This window comes from Pseudomonas sp. RIT288, from assembly GCF_000631985.1.
GTDB lineage: Bacteria > Pseudomonadota > Gammaproteobacteria > Pseudomonadales > Pseudomonadaceae > Aquipseudomonas.
In genome coordinates, this window is record NZ_JFYN01000006.1 from 98,316 (window position 1) to 113,208 (window position 14,893).

The window sequence follows — 14,893 nt, forward strand, 5'->3', positions numbered from 1 at the left end:
GATTTTTCATTGCTCGAGTCCTGGCCCCATCGACCTTGAGGTCGGTTGAACTGCGCGTCAACTGGATGACTTCAACCCGAACATGAGCACTATCGATGCGGGATCTAAGAAATCGATGACCTGAATAGTCCGAGCTGCTGTTGGCCGACTTCTGCTTTTCCCCACCGACCGCAATGGGTAGTTCTTTGCTTATCGTGGTCATGAAGCGTGCTGGTGGAGGGCGATGACACAACCCACCACTCAATCGGTGCGATCTCTATCGGGGAGCCAACTGAGGTGTAGCAGAGCAGATAACCAGTCGAGCCGATCCCCGCGTTATAGCGACGTACAAATGCTGAGCATTCATGGTCTCCGGCGCTGTAATCACGGCAACCTCCGACTCAAGCCCCTTCAATAACAACGTACTTCCAATAGCACGCCGAGCTATCTGTCGTGCTTCATGCCGATTACGCTCACGTTCTCGTACCGTGGCATCAGCTAAAGAACACTGCCCTCGCGATGCCGCCTGTAATGCTCTAAGACATCCATAGAGCACGTCCGGTCGGTATACACGTGCATTGGGTTGTTGCATTAACGATCTGAGGGCGGCTTCGGCGAGAGAAAATGACGGTGCAACCAAGTACGCCAGCAGCGCCGATTCTGCTGACGATGGAGGCGTACGAGCCCGTCCTCCAGAGAGAGAAACAAGTCGCTGCAATAGTCCTGCGGCACCGACTTGGGTCATCACTTCAGCAGCAAAATTAACTAGCACTGTTACAGAGTCGGGATGTTGTAGATCGAATGAGCGGCCGAAGGTTGTCAAATCAGCCAAGTCCACGGGCTCTACAGTACTGGCCCCTGGCGTTTGGCTGGCCATTCTCCTTCGACTCTCAGTACTCCGACTGTCTCCGATCACAAGCACCTGTCCGTTAGGGGATACTGGAGGGGTCAAGGCGGCAGCAATACGCTGCCTGTCGGCAGTGGCGGGATGCAGCTGTACCCAAGTGACTTCCGCCGGCGCTTGGGTCAGATCAATGCTGTGACCGGCCTGCAATGTATGCCGACAATTGAGTAGCCATTCACCAAATCCAGATTTACCCGCATTTATCCACCGCCACGGGTGGGTCAGCTCACCTATTGGTGGAAACTGCTGCAGTACATGTGCATGCCAATCGACTAGTTGATTACCACGAAAATTGAAAATGGCTTGCATTGGATCGCCAAGCACAGAGGTTGGCAGCACCGAAGAAAGTGCAGTTACAAACGCATGCTGCACCATATTGCAGTCTTGGTATTCATCTACGATTAGATGGGAATAAGACGCGGTCATAGTTGCAGCAATGTGGCCAGCCTGGATCAAGTGAACTGCAGCCAAACGGATTGCTGGATAGTCCGCGTTGGGGTTCAGCAAACTCAGCGTGTCGGTAGGTATGCCACTACGTGTGGGGAAAGTGCCAACTAGACGCATAGCGAACCCATCGAGGGTTGCGATTCGATAAGCAGCGGGCGGGACGTTGCCACGCTGCATGCGTAGGCGCAACGTTGTCACTCCGGCGTTTGTATGAGTCAGAACAAGCACCGGTTTCGAGCCCGCGTGCTGAGCGAGCGTGTCCGCAATTAGCTGCGTTTTGCCACACCCAGCGGGCGCTGTGATGGCGCCGAGTGAATGCGCTAGAAGATCGTACTCAGGCGGCATGTGCCCACCCAAACAGATTGTTTATTAGATCGATGAAGCCCTGCTCACACCCCCCTAAGTTAGGGCCGATAACGTCGCGCGCCAAGATCTCGAATTTCGTGAGCGATTTGTACCAGCCATGTTTTCTGTTTCGGGATGTGAGAGCTAGAAGCTGACGTATATCTGGAGGAAAAGGAATCTGTTGCTGACGCTGCAGATATATACCTTCGAGGGTAGCCGCCCCCTGAGACTGCGAACTGATGTGGGCGGTGATCAACTCTACATCAAGGAATTCTGTTGCACGCTGCAACAACAAATCTACGGCAACATCAGGAAGACTCAGAAAGAGTTCATCCTCCAAAGCCCGGCCTTCCCTCCATGTGATGAACTGACCTCCAGCCTCCCGGTAAGCTGCCACTACAGCTGGAGTCGGTGGTTTGTCGGCATCAACCAGAACCATAACCCGATACCCCAATCGGAGCAGCGCTAAGCCCCGCACAAAACAGCGATCCGGATCGCCCCCACCGACATTTACATAGGCCGTGCCCGCGGCGAGTAGTGAACGGTAGTTTAATGCTGTCCAGTATTGATCTAGGCCACGAATCAAACCAACTTCACTCGCTCCTTCACAAACAATAACGCTGCGCGCCAGAAAGGCTTCAGGATCCATACGGATTGTGCTTTGCACGTCGTCGGCGGTGCCAACCATGCTGACTATGTGTGCGCCATCTTGTCCCTTGCGCACAACGAAAATTTGGTCGCCCCGAAGCTCTCTCACTGCAACTGGAGAATGTGTGGTGAGGAACGCTTGAAGGGGATTAATGCTTTCCTTTGCCCCCAAGGAGTCGAGTAGCCGGATTAGCCGGTGTGGTTCAAGACCATATTCCACCTCATCCACCAATGCGATGGATGCACGCTGTGCAGCCGCTCGTTGCAAGCCTGAAACGAGCAACCTGGACGATCCTGTACCCAACGAACGCAACGGTACGCCTTGCTCATCGTGCAACGCTATTGCGCCATCTCCAATAGACACTGCATGAGCATCCAGCAGGGCTTGCGTTCGGGCACCAACAGGTACTCCCAGGGAGACCGCCTGTTCATAAACAATTTGCAACGTTGAGGCCAACTGTGCGCCGGCTTGGTTTCCGAACGCCTCACGCGCTCCGCGAGAAGCGCTCGCCAATTGAGCGCCCAATTCGGGACGCTCTTCAGTCAGGCGGTTGAGTACAGAGCCGCGCGTCCAAGAAAGATTAGAGCTGGCATAGGCACCGAGCCGAGCCGGCGCTAGTAGCAGCCGATCTTTCCAAGCAATGTTTCGTTCGAGCCCCGATGCTTGAGCGCGCAGCGAGACGAGCGTCCAATTCGGTTCAAGTTCGCTATCAACGGTTAATCGCAATGAGAGGACCGTTTCAAGTCCCTCAAACGGCTCGTCATAAACGACCCCGGAGGTGCGGTCGAATGCCTGAAGGTACTGACCATACGCATCGAAGTTCATCAAAGCATCAGGCAGAGAACCAATGATCAGGGTGATTTGGACAGGTTGTGAAACGTCGAGATTGAAAAAGTCCGTATCGGCAAATGAGGCGTTGCGGCGAGCGCCCATGCATAGATCAATTGCATCGAGGATCGTGCTTTTACCGCTGTCGCCAGGTCCAATGAGGCAGTTCATACCAGCAGAGGGCAACCAAGACATAGATCGTATGGATCTGAAATTATGAATATCCAGCTTCCGAATCCGAACCATACATTCTCTCCTGAGATTCCTTTTTTACCTTTTCGCCGCTGCTTCATGAGTAGCTCAAAAAGGCGCAGCTTAAGACGGTGCAGAGGATGATAGTTCGGAATGGCACTATTGGCCGTCCGGATGCCGACTGACTAAACTGGCATCGGAGCAGTCAAGAGACTTTCCGCAAAGGGGTATCTGCGTTTCCTAGGCGGTGACCGATACACTCCCAGCCCAAAAAATTGCCGCGACCAGATATCTTGAGCCAACTGCAAAAATATCAAATCTCAAAGGTTGCAGTACGCTTTAGCTCAGCATTTGAGCAGAACTCATTCACCCAGAACGCCACTTGGCTGGCAGTTGTATTATGTGTAGGCAGTTGCAACGCCAGCGCGGACTGGCAATCGACAAGTCTCCGCTCCGTAAGCCTATAGCCGTGGACTTCTTGGATTAGCCTGCCCCTTGAGAGCCAGTAACCCAAGGCACGTTTTTTCACCAAAAATTCCAGAAGCGGTTTTGACATGGCGATCAATGAGAGTTGATCACTAGCTTGGGCAACCCGAAAAGCCGCAATGGTGTAAGCACGAACTTCCGAATGAGCCGTGGGGAAAGCTTCAGGAGCAAAGAGCTGAAGGTTTCGCATGTTCGATCCTTGAAGTTGTAGAGGATTCCAGTAACTTCTTTGACTCTAGCCAATATTCCTCAAGCAGCAAGTATCAAGAACGCGGATAAGGGGTTCGTTTCCGCTTTGGAGACATAGAACACATTAGTGCATGTTTTCCTGGAAGAGCCCGCAAGGCGGTGCTATATACGCTTCCATTGCTTTATTCAGTATCATCTTGTTTGTAAGTGTCGTCTCGTTTTTGCTTTAGCGAAAAGAGTAAACTCGATACGTGCAGTATTCAAGAGTATCAAAAAAATTCTTTACCTAATATCGCCGTGGTTGTCCGTTGGTTCTCATGATTATAGTTATTTGGGTTTTGGGCTAAATGCTTGCTGTTGTTGCGAAGGTATACAGTGCGCACATTCGGGAGCGTAACCAACTTGTACTGATATTGAATATTTTCCTAGCGGCTGAGAAATAATGGTTTTCTCTCGAGAAGAGGTAGGATGCATCTTGCATTGCTTGTTTTCTAATAAACTTGCAAGGGTGTTATTGGCTGTTTTTTTTACATTGTGCGGAGTCACTTTTTCATAAGTTCAGCCAACGCTGCAAATGGGTTGTGAGTTGCGGATGCTTGTTTTGGCGAACTCAAAGAAGATTCGGAGAAATATTGCTGATCAGTGTAGCGTGAGTGTTCATTGTCATGACAGAACAAGCAGAGAAGCTCCCAGTTAGATCCATCCTGAGGGTTGTTGTCGTGGTTGTGGTCACGGTGGTGCACGGTTAGCTCGCTCAGGCGCTTGCCAGAAAACTCACGAGCGCATCGGCCGCAAACATGTGGATACATCTTGAGTGCTTTATCCCGATAACCTGATTCCTTATCGCGCTTCGCATCTGCGAGGATTCTATCCAGTTTAGAAAGGCTAGGTGTGGTTTTGTTGTTCATTTGAGTGTCCGGGATGAGTGCTTAGGAAGGATAAACCGTATCGAGACGCTCTGTAAGCGATAAGTCAGGGCTCACATACCGGAAAAAAATGGTATGTATCGTTGGGGCCTATGACTATTCATAGTCGGATACCATTTTTCTGGTAGATCCACACACAACAGCTCCCAGTTCGAGCCGTCCTGCGGGTTGTTGTCGTGGTTGTGATCGCGGTGGTGCACGGTCAGTTCGCTCAGGCGTTTGCCGGAGAACTCCCGGGCGCAGCGGCCGCAGACGTGCGGGTACATTTTCAGGGCCTTGTCACGGTAGCCCATTTCCTTGTCGCGCTGGTTGTCGGCAAGGATGCGATCGAGCTTCGACGTGTTGGTCGGGGTGGACGAACTCATGGGTTCACCTTAGTAAAAAGACTAATGACGGTTATGTGCAGAGTTTAGCTCAGCCCTTGAGCTTCTCGGCAATCCAGATCGTATGGCGGGTGCCCTTGTTGCCGTGGGCGAACACCTGGACTTCTTCGGCCTTGAACCCGGCCTTCTTCAATTTGTCGGAAAACTGCCGGTCAGCGCTGGCCGACCACACCGCCAGCACACCCTTGGGCCGCAGCGCCTTGGCGCAGGCATTCAGGCCAGCGGCAGAGTACAGCCAGCTGTTGGCCTTCTGGGTCAGGCCTTCGGGGCCGTTGTCGACATCGAGCATGATCGCGTCGAAGCCGTTCGGCTCGCTTTGCAGCACCTTGGCTACGTCGTCCTGACGGATCACCGTGCGCGGATCAAGCAATGGTCGCCCGGACTTTTCACCGAGCGGCCCACGATTCCACTCGACCACGCCGGGCACCAGTTCGGCGACCACCACCTCGGCGCTCTTGCCCAGATGTTTGAGCGCCGAGGCGAGGGTGAACCCCATGCCCAGACCGCCAATCAATACTCGCGAATTCGGCCGTCCGGCGACCTTGCGGCAAGGGATCTCGGCCAGCGCATCTTCCGAACCGTGCATGCGCGTGTTCATCAATTGCCCGCCGTCGCCGCCCTGGATCTTGATGACGAAATCCTCGCCATACTCGAACAGGCACAGGGCACCGCCGTTGTCAGGGATCGGCGTGGTGTCGAGCAGAACGAAACGTTTCATGGAAATCTCTACAAGGGGGAAGGCAAGCAGGCCCGTTGGGAGTAGCCTGAGCGCAGACTAAAGGCCAAACGGAGCCCTTGATGAAGCGCACCATTCTAACGGTCATTGCCCTGGCCGCGCTCTCGATTACTGCAGTGCAGGCGCAGCAGACCATTCCGGTCAGTCCGACGCCGCAACCTGGCTCGCCGGGAACCGCCACGCCGACGCCGTATCCGCAAATCACCCCGATCAGCGCACCGAAGGCCGGTGCCGGCAGTGGCAGCCCGCCGCTGGTGCCGATCGAAATGCCCAGCCCGCCGAGCAAGGATCAACCGGTGCCGGGCATCGAACCGGGCAGCACCAAGGCCAAATCCCCCGGCGGTTAAACCTGTTGCGCTGCCAGTTGGCCGTCGGCCATGCGCAGACGTTTGGAGAGGGAGACGGCGAGGGCGCGGATGATCTTGGCGGCGATCTTCGGTGCGTCGTTGAGCATCTTTTCCAGCGAGTCCTTGCCCAGATTGAGCAGTTGGCAGTTGCTCGCCGCGACGCAGGTGGCCGAACGGCGTTCGCCATCCAGCACGGCCATTTCTCCGAACGCCCGACCGCTGCGCAGGGTGGCCATGGTGATGACCTGGCCGTCGGGGCCAGTCTTCTGCACCGCGACCTGACCGGTGTGGAGGATGCACATGAAACTGCCGGCATCGCCCTCACGGAAAATCGCTTCGCCTTCAGCCACGGTGCTGATGCTGAAGTAGCCCGAGGCCGCGGCGAAGTCCGCCAGTTGCAATTGATCGAACAGGCCACAATCCATCAGCCAGTCGCGAATTTCGTTGTTCAGCAGGGTGGGTTCTGACATGTCATTGCGGTCTTTATTGTTTTCACATTTTCAAGGCACTACACGATCCCTGCGGCAGCTCCTACAGGGGTTTATGTGTATCGGCCCCTCGGGTCTGGAATTAAGACCCGAGTGACCGACGGAGTTCCTCAGGCCAGGCCCAAAACCTTGAACACAAATGCATATTCGAGCGCTACGTCACGTAATCCCTGATAACGCCCGCTCATTCCGCCGTGCCCGGCACCGAGTTCGGTCTTGAGCAGGAGCAGATGGTCGTCGGTCTTGGTCGCGCGCAATTTCGCTACCCACTTGGCCGCTTCCCAGTACTGCACGCGACTGTCGTTGTAGCCGGCGATCACCAGGGTTGCCGGATAATCCTGCGCGGTGACGTTTTCGTACGGCGCGTACGCCTTGATCCGCTCGTAGACGTCCGGCTCTTCGGGGTTGCCCCACTCGTCGTATTCGGTGACGGTCAGCGGCAAGTCCGGGTCGAGCATGGTGTTGAGCACGTCGACGAACGGCACTTCGGCAATCGCCACGCCGAACAGGTCCGGACGCTGGTTCAGCACCGCACCAATCAACAAACCGCCAGCACTGCCGCCGCTGATCGCCAGTTTCTCGGCGGTGGTGATGCCGTTGAGGATCAGGAATTCGGCACAGGCAATGAAGTCGCTGAAGGTGTTGTGCTTGTGTTCCTGTTTGCCGGCGCGGTACCACGCTTCGCCCAGCTCGCCGCCGCCACGCACGTGGGCGATGGCGAAGGCCATGCCGCGATCCAGCAGGCTCAGGCGGGCATGGGAGAACCACGGGTCGAGGCTGGAGCCGTAGGCGCCATAACCGTACAGATACAGCGGCACCGGTTTGCCGACCATTTCGCGTTTCATCACCAGACTGATCGGCACCTGCGTGCCGTCCGGCGCGGTGGCCCACAGGCGTTGGCTGACATAGGCGTCGGCGTCGAACGGGCCGAGCACCGGGGTTTCTTTCAGCACGGTTTGTTCGCCGCTGGCCAGCAGCAATTGGCGCACCTGCGCCGGACGATTCAATGCCTCGTAACGCAGGCGGATGCGGTCGCTTTCGAACTCCAGGCTGTTCTGCACATAGAGGCTGTAGGCCGCGTCCGGCAATTGCACGCGATACGGCGTCTGGCCCTGTGGGTGAACTTCGATGATCGGCAGACCGCCTTCACGCAGGCTCAGGGTCATGGCCGCGGTGTTCAGCGTCACGCCGTCGAGCATCACCGTGTCGCTGTGCGGGATCAGGTTCTGCCAGTCGGCCTCGCTCGGCACCACACCGGTGTCCGGCGCCTGATACAGGGCGAAGTTGATGCCGTCGCGATTGGTGCGGATGAACCAGGTCCACACGCCATCCAGCGCGCCGTGGTCGACATCGTATTCGTGATCCTCGACCCGTGGCGCCATGCAAGTGAAGGGCAGGTGCGGCTGATGCGCGTCCAGTGCCCAGACTTCGCTGGTGGTCTTGCTGCCCAGGGTCAGCAGCAATTGCTGCTCGGAACTGGAGCGGTAGCAATGCAGGAAGAAACGCCCGTCCGGCTCGTGGAACACCTCTTCGGCGGCGGTGCCGTCGAGACGATAGCGAAACAGTTTGTGCGGGCGATGGGTGTCATCGAGCACGCCGAAGAACAGCGTCAGGCTGTCGTTGGCCCAGGTCATGCTGCCGTCGCAGTCCTGGAATTCCAGCTCGCTGACTTTGTCGTTGGCCAGTTCCTTGACGAACAACGTGTAGATTTCGTCGCCCGAAGCGTCGACGCTGTAGGCCAGCCGCTGGTGGTCCGGGCTGATGCTGAACGCGCCGAGCGAGAAGAAACCGCCATTGGCCAGCACGTTCGGGTCGAGCAGCAGTTGCTCGCGGCTTTCGTCGAGGGTCAGGCTGTCGTCGGCCGGACGCGGGCAGCGGTAATGACGGGCGTATTCGTCACCCGCCGTGGTGCGCGTGTAATACAGATACGGGCCCCATGGCGAGGGCAGGGACAGGTCGGTTTCGAGGATCCGGCCCTTGATCTCTTCGAACAGGCTTTCGCGCAGGCCGGCCTGATCGGCAGTCTGTGCTTCCTGATAGGCGTTTTCAGCCTTGAGGTAGTCGAGCACCGCGTCGGTGTCGCGTTCCTGCAGCCAGGCATACGGGTCGGCACCGGCTGCCTTGCGGGCGATCGGGGCACGGATGACGTGGGCGGATTCGGGCATGGAAGGCTCTCGGGCAGTATTCGGAAGTAGGGTGATCGCAAGTCTTGAGACTGCCACTTTCCTTGTAGGAGTGAGCCTGCTCGCGATGACGGATTACCAGACAACATCAATGTTGAATGGGCTGACGCCATCGCGAGCAGGCTCACTCCTGCAGGTCGTGTGTCTATTGGGACAAGCCTGACGGGCGAAAAGTCGTTACTATAAGCGCCTCTTTGCCTGCCTTGCCATGGACACCATGACCGAGAACGACTATCTGATCGCCTGGGGCCTCTACGCCTTTGCTGCTGTGGGCTGCCTGTTGGTATGGATGCGCCTGACCCGCTGGATGTGGCGCTGGCTGCGCGAGCCGCTGCGGGTGCTGATGGCGGTGTTGCTGTTCAGCCCGACCATCATTGACCCGGTGAAAGCCAAGGTTGCACCGTCCATCGCCATTACCGCGCTGGACCTGGCCTTCAAGGTCGGCAACAACGCCTGGCGGGCGATTTCCGATCTGTTCATGTACGGCATGATTGCGTTCGGCATCTACCTGATTTTCGTGCTGATCCGCTTCCCGATCGAACGCGCCTCGCGCGCCCGACGCGAGCAGGCCGAAGCCGCCAAGGCTGCGGCGCGTGCCGATGATCGCGACGACGATCAGCCGTTCGGCGGTGCCGGTGATGACCGCTACGGTCGCCCGCCGTTGCCGAACAATCCGCAGCGCATGCGCGTCGAGCCGCGGCTGTAATCACGAGAGTCAGCACATGTGTGAACTACTGGGCATGAGTGCCAACGTGCCGACCGATATCGTGTTCAGCTTCACCGGCCTGATGCAGCGCGGCGGGCGTACCGGCCCGCACCGCGACGGCTGGGGCATCGCCTTCTATGAAGGGCGCGGTCTGCGCCTGTTCCAGGACCCGGCTGCCAGCAGCGAGTCGGAAGTCGCCAACCTGGTGCAGCGCTATCCGATCAAGAGCGAAGTGGTCATTGGCCACATCCGCCAGGCCAACGTCGGCAAGGTCTGTCTGTCCAACACCCACCCGTTCGTCCGCGAACTGTGGGGGCGCAACTGGTGTTTCGCGCACAACGGCCAGCTCGCCGATTTCACTCCGATCAAGAGTTTCTACCGCCCGGTGGGCGACACCGACAGCGAAGCGGCGTTTTGCGATTTGCTTAACCGCGTGCGTGCAGCATTCCCGGAACCGGTCGATATAGAAGTGCTGCTGCCGGATCTGGTCGCGGCCTGCGCCGAATACCGCAGCAAAGGCGTGTTCAACTGTCTGCTCAGTGACGGCGACTGGCTGTTCTGCTATTGCTCGACCAAACTGGCACAGATTACCCGGCGCGCACCGTTCGGCCCGGCGCGGCTCAAGGATGTCGATGTGATCGTCGATTTCCAGGCGGAAACCACGCCCAACGACGTGGTCACGGTGATCGCCACCGAGCCTTTGACCGAAAACGAAACCTGGACCCGTTACCAACCGGGCCAATGGAGCCTGTGGCGACGCGGCGAATGCGTCAGCCAGGGCACGACCGAATAAAGGATCTCTCCTCGATGTTGCTCAGTTATCTACGGCTGGTGTTGTTTGCGGCGGGCCTGTTGATCGGTGTCCAGGTGCCGGGGTTCATCAACGATTACGCGAAACGCGTCGAAGCCCATCTGATCGAAGCGCAGACCGGTCTGCGCGGTTTTCAGGGCACCGCCGAGCAGTTCTTCAAGGGCGATTTGCAGGCGCTGGTCGCGCATTACCGCGCCAGTGAAGACCCGGTGTTTCGCAGCGATGCCGACAGCCTGAGCACCTTGCTCAACCGCCAGATAGCGCTGGATAAACAGTTCCAGGCGATGCAGGGCCCGTGGTACATCCGTTTCCTGCAAGTGGTGCTGGCCGCCGATCCGGACATTCGCAAGGAAACCTGGAACGGCTACAGCTACCAGATCCTGCTGACCCCGGAAGCGATGATCTGGGGCATGAGCGGCGCGTTGCTGCTGTCGTTCGGCATCGAGTGCCTGATTCGTCTGATTGACTGGGTGGTGCTCGGCGGCCGGCGTTTGCGCCAGAGCCGGCCGATAGAAGATCGCGACGTGCGCGGCCTCTAAAAGATCAAGAGCCAAAGATCGCAGCCTGCGGCAGCTCCTACAGGGAAACGCATATTCCCGTGTAGGAGCTGCCGCAGGCTGCGATCTTTGGCTTTCAGGAACTCAAGACAATGTAGTTTTCACCGACCTTGCGCGCATACCCTTCCAGCACCTGCTGACACAACGTCACCATCTCCTCGACCCACTCCACGCCAACCCGCCACGACACCACCACCTGCAGATTCGGCGGGCGTTGGTCGATGTCGAGCAAGGTCAGTTCACCCCGCGCCAGTTCCTCGGCCACCAGCACCGGCGGCAGTACGCCAATACCAAAACCATCACGCAACAGCCGGGTAATCGCCGACACCGAATTCACGCAGTTCAGGTGCGGCGCCAGTACACCGTTGGCCTGCATCAATGCCAGCAGATCCTGATGCGGTCGGGAGTTTTTCGAGTAGGTGATGATCCGTTCCTGCGCCAGTTCGCCGAGGTCGGCGTAGTCGCGGTTGTAGATCGAACTGCTGGCGACGATCCAGCCCAGCGGATGGCTGGCCAGCTCCAGGCTGCGCACGCTTTCGTGGCGCACCAGATCGGTTTGCAGAACAATGTCGAGAAAGCCTTTTTGCAGCTGATCGCAGAGGTTCAGAGAGGTATCCGCCACCAGCTCGATTTCCACCCGTGGATACACATCGGTCATCTGCGCCACCAACGGGCTGAGCCAGGTGTGGATCACTGTGTCCATCACGCCGATGCGCACCCGGCCGACCTTGCTCGAACGGGTCTCGATCGATTGCTTCAGCGCCGACATCGTATCGAGCATCTGCTCGGCGTAATCCAGCACTTTCAGGCCTTCGGGCGTCAGGCTGACGCCGCGTGAATCGCGCAGAAACAGCTTCACCCCCAGCTCGCCTTCGAGCACCGCGATGCGGCTGGAAATCGATGCCTGGGTGGTGAACAGCTTGTCGGCGGTCAGGCGAAAACTCTTCAGCCGGGCGACCCAGACAAAGGTCTCGAGAAACTTCAGGTTCATGGCAACGGCTCGGGTGACAAGTTTTTCTTATGCCTAAGGCGGGTTTTTATTCGTTGGACGCAGCAGGGCCGGGCGGTGAAAAATCGGCGCATCCGGTTCCCACGATAGGCGTCGTCGGAACTTCGAACAAGACCAATAAAAGCCTGCGGAGACTTGCCATGCGTGCGCCCGACACCCTCGACCTCTCCAAGAGCACGGCCCGCCCCGGAACGTTCGACTGGTATCGCGACATCAATCAGCCAGAGCGTCGTATCTTCTGGAGCTGCAAGATCACGGCATGGACACGCAGATGCATGCGCAGTAACTGATAATCTGCCGGGCAAGCGTCCTACAGGTAAAAAGACCAGAAGCTACAGGAGTGTTCATCGTGAGCCGCCTGCTATTGAATTGCGACATCGGCGAGAGTTTCGGCAGCTGGACCATGGGTCTGGACGCCGAGGTCATGCCCTTCATCGACTGCGCCAACGTGGCCTGCGGCTTCCATGCCGGTGACCCGAGCATCATGCGCAAGACCGTCAGTCTGGCCCTGAGTCACGGCGTGCAGATCGGCGCGCACCCGGCCTATCAGGATCTGGTTGGCTTCGGCCGGCGTTCCATGGCCTATTCCGCCCAGGAACTGCAAGACATCCTGCATTACCAGATCGGCGCGCTCGACGGCATTTGCCGCGCGCAGGGCGGGCGGGTCGGTTATGTCAAACCTCACGGCGCGATGTACAACGACATGATGGCCAACCCGGCGCAATTGCGTGCGGTGATTCAGGCCATTGCCGCCTACGATCGCAGCTTGCCGCTGATGCTGATGGCCACCCGCGACAACGCGGCGGCGCAGCAGCTCGGTGACGAATACGGCGTGACCCTGTGGTTCGAAGCCTTCGCTGACCGCGCCTACGACAGTGCAGGTCGACTGGTCTCGCGGCAACTGCCGGGCGCGGTGCATCACGAGCCAGAAAAAATCATCGAACAGGCCCTGACCATCGCCCGTGGCGATGACCTCGTCGCCAGCGACGGCAGCGCGCTGTACCTGCAGGCCAACACCTTGTGCGTGCATGGCGACAACGCCAGTTCGGTGGCCGCCGTGCAGCGGATTCGCGAGGCCCTGAATCAGCAGAGCGCGCCATGAACCCACGGATTGAAGTGGTGGCCCTGGACTGCCTGATGCTGCGCCTGTTCGATGAAATTGCCGAAACCAACATGCCGTGGATGCTCGCCGCCAGTGAGCGTCTGCGAGCGGTGTTTGGCGCGCAGTTGATCGATCTGGTGCCGTCCTACACTACGTTGATGGTGCATTACGACCTGACTTTATTGAATCCGGGGCAGGCCCGTGAGTTGATCGCTGAAGCCTTGATCGACCTTTCGCCGAATGCGCGAACCAGCGGCCAGTGCCATGTCTTGCCGGTCTGGTATGACCTGAGTGTCGGTCCCGAATTGAGCCTGCTGGCGCAGCGCAGCGGGTTGGCGGTGGAGGAGGTGATCCGCCGTCACAGCGCTCGTGAATATCAGGTGTTCGCCCTCGGCTTCGCCCCGGGATTCGCCTTCATGGGGCTGGTGGAAGAAATCCTCGCGGCGCCACGCCTGGGCACCCCGCGCAAGAGAGTCGCGGCCGGCAGCGTCGGTATTGCCGAGCGGCAGACCGCTGCTTATCCGGTGGTATCACCCGGTGGCTGGAATCTGATCGGTCGCACCTCGGCGAAACTGTTCGACCGCCATCGCGATGGCTACAGCCTGATGCAACCCGGCGACACGGTGCGTTTCGAAGCGGTGAGCCACGCCGAGTTCATCAACCTGGGCGGTGATGACACGCCGCTGGAGGTGCTGGCATGAGCCAACTGACAATTGAAGCCAGCACGCCGCTGTGCCAGTTGCAGGACGCCGGGCGCTTTGGCGTGCGCCATTTGGGCGTGACCCAGGGCGGTGCAGCGGATTGGAGTTCGATGAGTTGGGGCAATTGGTTGCTCGGCAATGCGCTGGATCTGCCGGTGATCGAAATCACCCTCGGCGGGTTTGCCGTGGTGGCGCAGGAAGATTGCTTGCTGGCGCTGGCCGGGGCGGATCTTGGCGCGCAGATTGACGGGCAGGCGCTGGCGCCGTGGCGCAGTTTCAAACTGGGCAAAGGCCAGACATTGAAGTTCACCCAGCCGCTGCTCGGTGCCCGGGCTTATCTGGCGGCGCCCGGTGGTTTCGACGCGCCGCAGGTGCTGGGCAGCAGCGCCACGGTGGTGCGCGAAGAACTGGGTGGTCTTGATGGCATGGGGTTGCCGTTGGCCAAGGGCGCGACGTTGAGTTATCGCGGTGCGGCTCTGCAGGTGCGTGAAGTGCCGCTGGCGCATCGACCTGATTTGCGCCTCAATGCGCCGCTGGATCTGGTGCTCGGCGCACAGATCGGTCAGTTCAGCGGGCAGAGTCTGTTCGATGTGTTCAACAGTCCGTGGACGCTGGACAGTCGCGCTGACCGCATGGGTATTCGATTGCTGGGCAAGGCTTTGCAGTATCAGGGCCGCCCGATGATTTCCGAGGGCATTCCGCTGGGCGCGGTGCAGGTGCCGCCGGACGGACAGCCGATTGTCTTGCTCAATGATCGGCAGACGATTGGTGGCTATCCACGTTTGGGAGCGTTGACACCTTTGGCGCTGGCGCGGTTGGCGCAGTGTCTGCCGGGGGCGCAGGTGCGGTTGCGGCCGGTGGTGCAGGAAGTGGCGCACCGCGAGCATGTCGAGTATTTGCGGCGTTTTGGTTGAAGATCAAAAGA

17 protein-coding genes are annotated in these 14,893 nt (G+C 58.4%); 8 read left to right on the forward strand and 9 right to left on the reverse strand.

Translation table 11 applies throughout. The features are described from left to right. Window positions 1–256: 256 nt before the first annotated feature. From BW33_RS28340 to BW33_RS07795, 6 genes are all read right to left on the reverse strand, one after another. Window positions 257–1,675: a UvrD-helicase domain-containing protein gene (locus BW33_RS28340; RefSeq protein WP_081794186.1), complete on the reverse strand. Its 1,419-nt coding sequence runs from the start codon at window positions 1,673–1,675 to the stop codon at window positions 257–259. After that, entirely contained in the window at window positions 1,665–3,398 is a 1,734-nt protein-coding gene (locus BW33_RS07780) for an ATP-dependent nuclease (RefSeq protein WP_047598148.1), read from the reverse strand. Before BW33_RS07780 ends, BW33_RS28340 begins: the two co-directional genes overlap by 11 nt. Window positions 3,399–3,657: 259 nt before the next feature. Next, window positions 3,658–4,020, reverse strand: a complete 363-nt coding sequence (locus BW33_RS07785; RefSeq protein WP_047598149.1) for a hypothetical protein — start codon at window positions 4,018–4,020, stop codon at window positions 3,658–3,660. Window positions 4,021–4,561: 541 nt separating this feature from the next. Further along, window positions 4,562–4,927 carry a YajD family HNH nuclease gene (locus BW33_RS28345; RefSeq protein ID WP_081794187.1) on the reverse strand — a complete coding sequence of 122 codons (366 nt, stop codon included), beginning with the start codon at window positions 4,925–4,927 and terminating at the stop codon, window positions 4,562–4,564. 71 nt (window positions 4,928–4,998) lie between these two features. Then, complete coding sequence (locus BW33_RS07790) at window positions 4,999–5,310, reverse strand: YajD family HNH nuclease (RefSeq protein WP_441344440.1); 312 nt, start codon at window positions 5,308–5,310, stop codon at window positions 4,999–5,001. Between the two features lie 49 nt (window positions 5,311–5,359). Beyond that, on the reverse strand, window positions 5,360–6,046 hold the full coding sequence (locus tag BW33_RS07795; RefSeq protein ID WP_047598150.1) for a spermidine synthase: 687 nt from the start codon (window positions 6,044–6,046) through the stop codon (window positions 5,360–5,362). Between the two features lie 80 nt (window positions 6,047–6,126). Here BW33_RS07795 and BW33_RS07800 point away from each other — a divergent pair, with 80 nt between their 5' ends. Beyond that, window positions 6,127–6,411 carry a hypothetical protein gene (locus tag BW33_RS07800; protein ID WP_047598151.1) on the forward strand — a complete coding sequence of 95 codons (285 nt, stop codon included), beginning with the start codon at window positions 6,127–6,129 and terminating at the stop codon, window positions 6,409–6,411. Here the strand turns inward: BW33_RS07800 and BW33_RS07805 are convergent. Beyond that, window positions 6,408–6,881 carry a cyclic nucleotide-binding domain-containing protein gene (locus BW33_RS07805; RefSeq protein WP_041070525.1) on the reverse strand — a complete coding sequence of 158 codons (474 nt, stop codon included), beginning with the start codon at window positions 6,879–6,881 and terminating at the stop codon, window positions 6,408–6,410. The genes BW33_RS07800 and BW33_RS07805 overlap by 4 nt on opposite strands. A 128-nt stretch (window positions 6,882–7,009) precedes the next feature. Beyond that, window positions 7,010–9,064, reverse strand: coding sequence for a S9 family peptidase (locus tag BW33_RS07810; protein ID WP_047598152.1), 2,055 nt, complete (start codon window positions 9,062–9,064; stop codon window positions 7,010–7,012). A 226-nt stretch (window positions 9,065–9,290) separates the two neighbouring features. Here BW33_RS07810 and BW33_RS07815 point away from each other — a divergent pair, with 226 nt between their 5' ends. The 3 genes from BW33_RS07815 to BW33_RS07825 are packed head-to-tail and all read left to right on the forward strand — an operon-like array spanning window position 9,291 to window position 11,138. Then, the gene (locus BW33_RS07815) at window positions 9,291–9,788 is read left to right on the forward strand and encodes a hypothetical protein (protein ID WP_007969598.1); all 498 of its coding nucleotides are present in this window, start codon (window positions 9,291–9,293) and stop codon (window positions 9,786–9,788) included. A gap of 16 nt (window positions 9,789–9,804) precedes the next feature. After that, window positions 9,805–10,581: a class II glutamine amidotransferase gene (locus tag BW33_RS07820; protein ID WP_007969599.1), complete on the forward strand. Its 777-nt coding sequence runs from the start codon at window positions 9,805–9,807 to the stop codon at window positions 10,579–10,581. Window positions 10,582–10,595: 14 nt separating this feature from the next. Continuing rightward, window positions 10,596–11,138 carry a DUF2937 family protein gene (locus BW33_RS07825; RefSeq protein WP_047598153.1) on the forward strand — a complete coding sequence of 181 codons (543 nt, stop codon included), beginning with the start codon at window positions 10,596–10,598 and terminating at the stop codon, window positions 11,136–11,138. 94 nt (window positions 11,139–11,232) lie between these two features. On the opposite strand, the gene BW33_RS07830 is transcribed toward BW33_RS07825, so the two are convergent. Then, window positions 11,233–12,147, reverse strand: a complete 915-nt coding sequence (locus tag BW33_RS07830; RefSeq protein WP_047598154.1) for a LysR family transcriptional regulator — start codon at window positions 12,145–12,147, stop codon at window positions 11,233–11,235. A 158-nt stretch (window positions 12,148–12,305) separates the two neighbouring features. On the opposite strand from BW33_RS07830, the gene BW33_RS29080 reads away from it, so the two are divergent. From BW33_RS29080 to BW33_RS07845, 4 genes are read left to right on the forward strand one after another with little or no spacing between them, the layout of a single operon-like run. Continuing rightward, on the forward strand, window positions 12,306–12,455 hold the full coding sequence (locus BW33_RS29080; RefSeq protein WP_442965396.1) for a hypothetical protein: 150 nt from the start codon (window positions 12,306–12,308) through the stop codon (window positions 12,453–12,455). 59 nt (window positions 12,456–12,514) lie between these two features. Beyond that, window positions 12,515–13,267, forward strand: coding sequence for a 5-oxoprolinase subunit PxpA (locus BW33_RS07835; RefSeq protein ID WP_047598155.1), 753 nt, complete (start codon window positions 12,515–12,517; stop codon window positions 13,265–13,267). Then, window positions 13,264–13,968 carry a 5-oxoprolinase subunit B family protein gene (locus tag BW33_RS07840; protein ID WP_047598156.1) on the forward strand — a complete coding sequence of 235 codons (705 nt, stop codon included), beginning with the start codon at window positions 13,264–13,266 and terminating at the stop codon, window positions 13,966–13,968. Before BW33_RS07835 ends, BW33_RS07840 begins: the two co-directional genes overlap by 4 nt. Then, on the forward strand, window positions 13,965–14,882 hold the full coding sequence (locus BW33_RS07845) for a biotin-dependent carboxyltransferase family protein (protein WP_047598157.1): 918 nt from the start codon (window positions 13,965–13,967) through the stop codon (window positions 14,880–14,882). The genes BW33_RS07840 and BW33_RS07845 overlap by 4 nt, the downstream gene beginning before the upstream one ends. Window positions 14,883–14,893 lie beyond the last annotated feature (11 nt).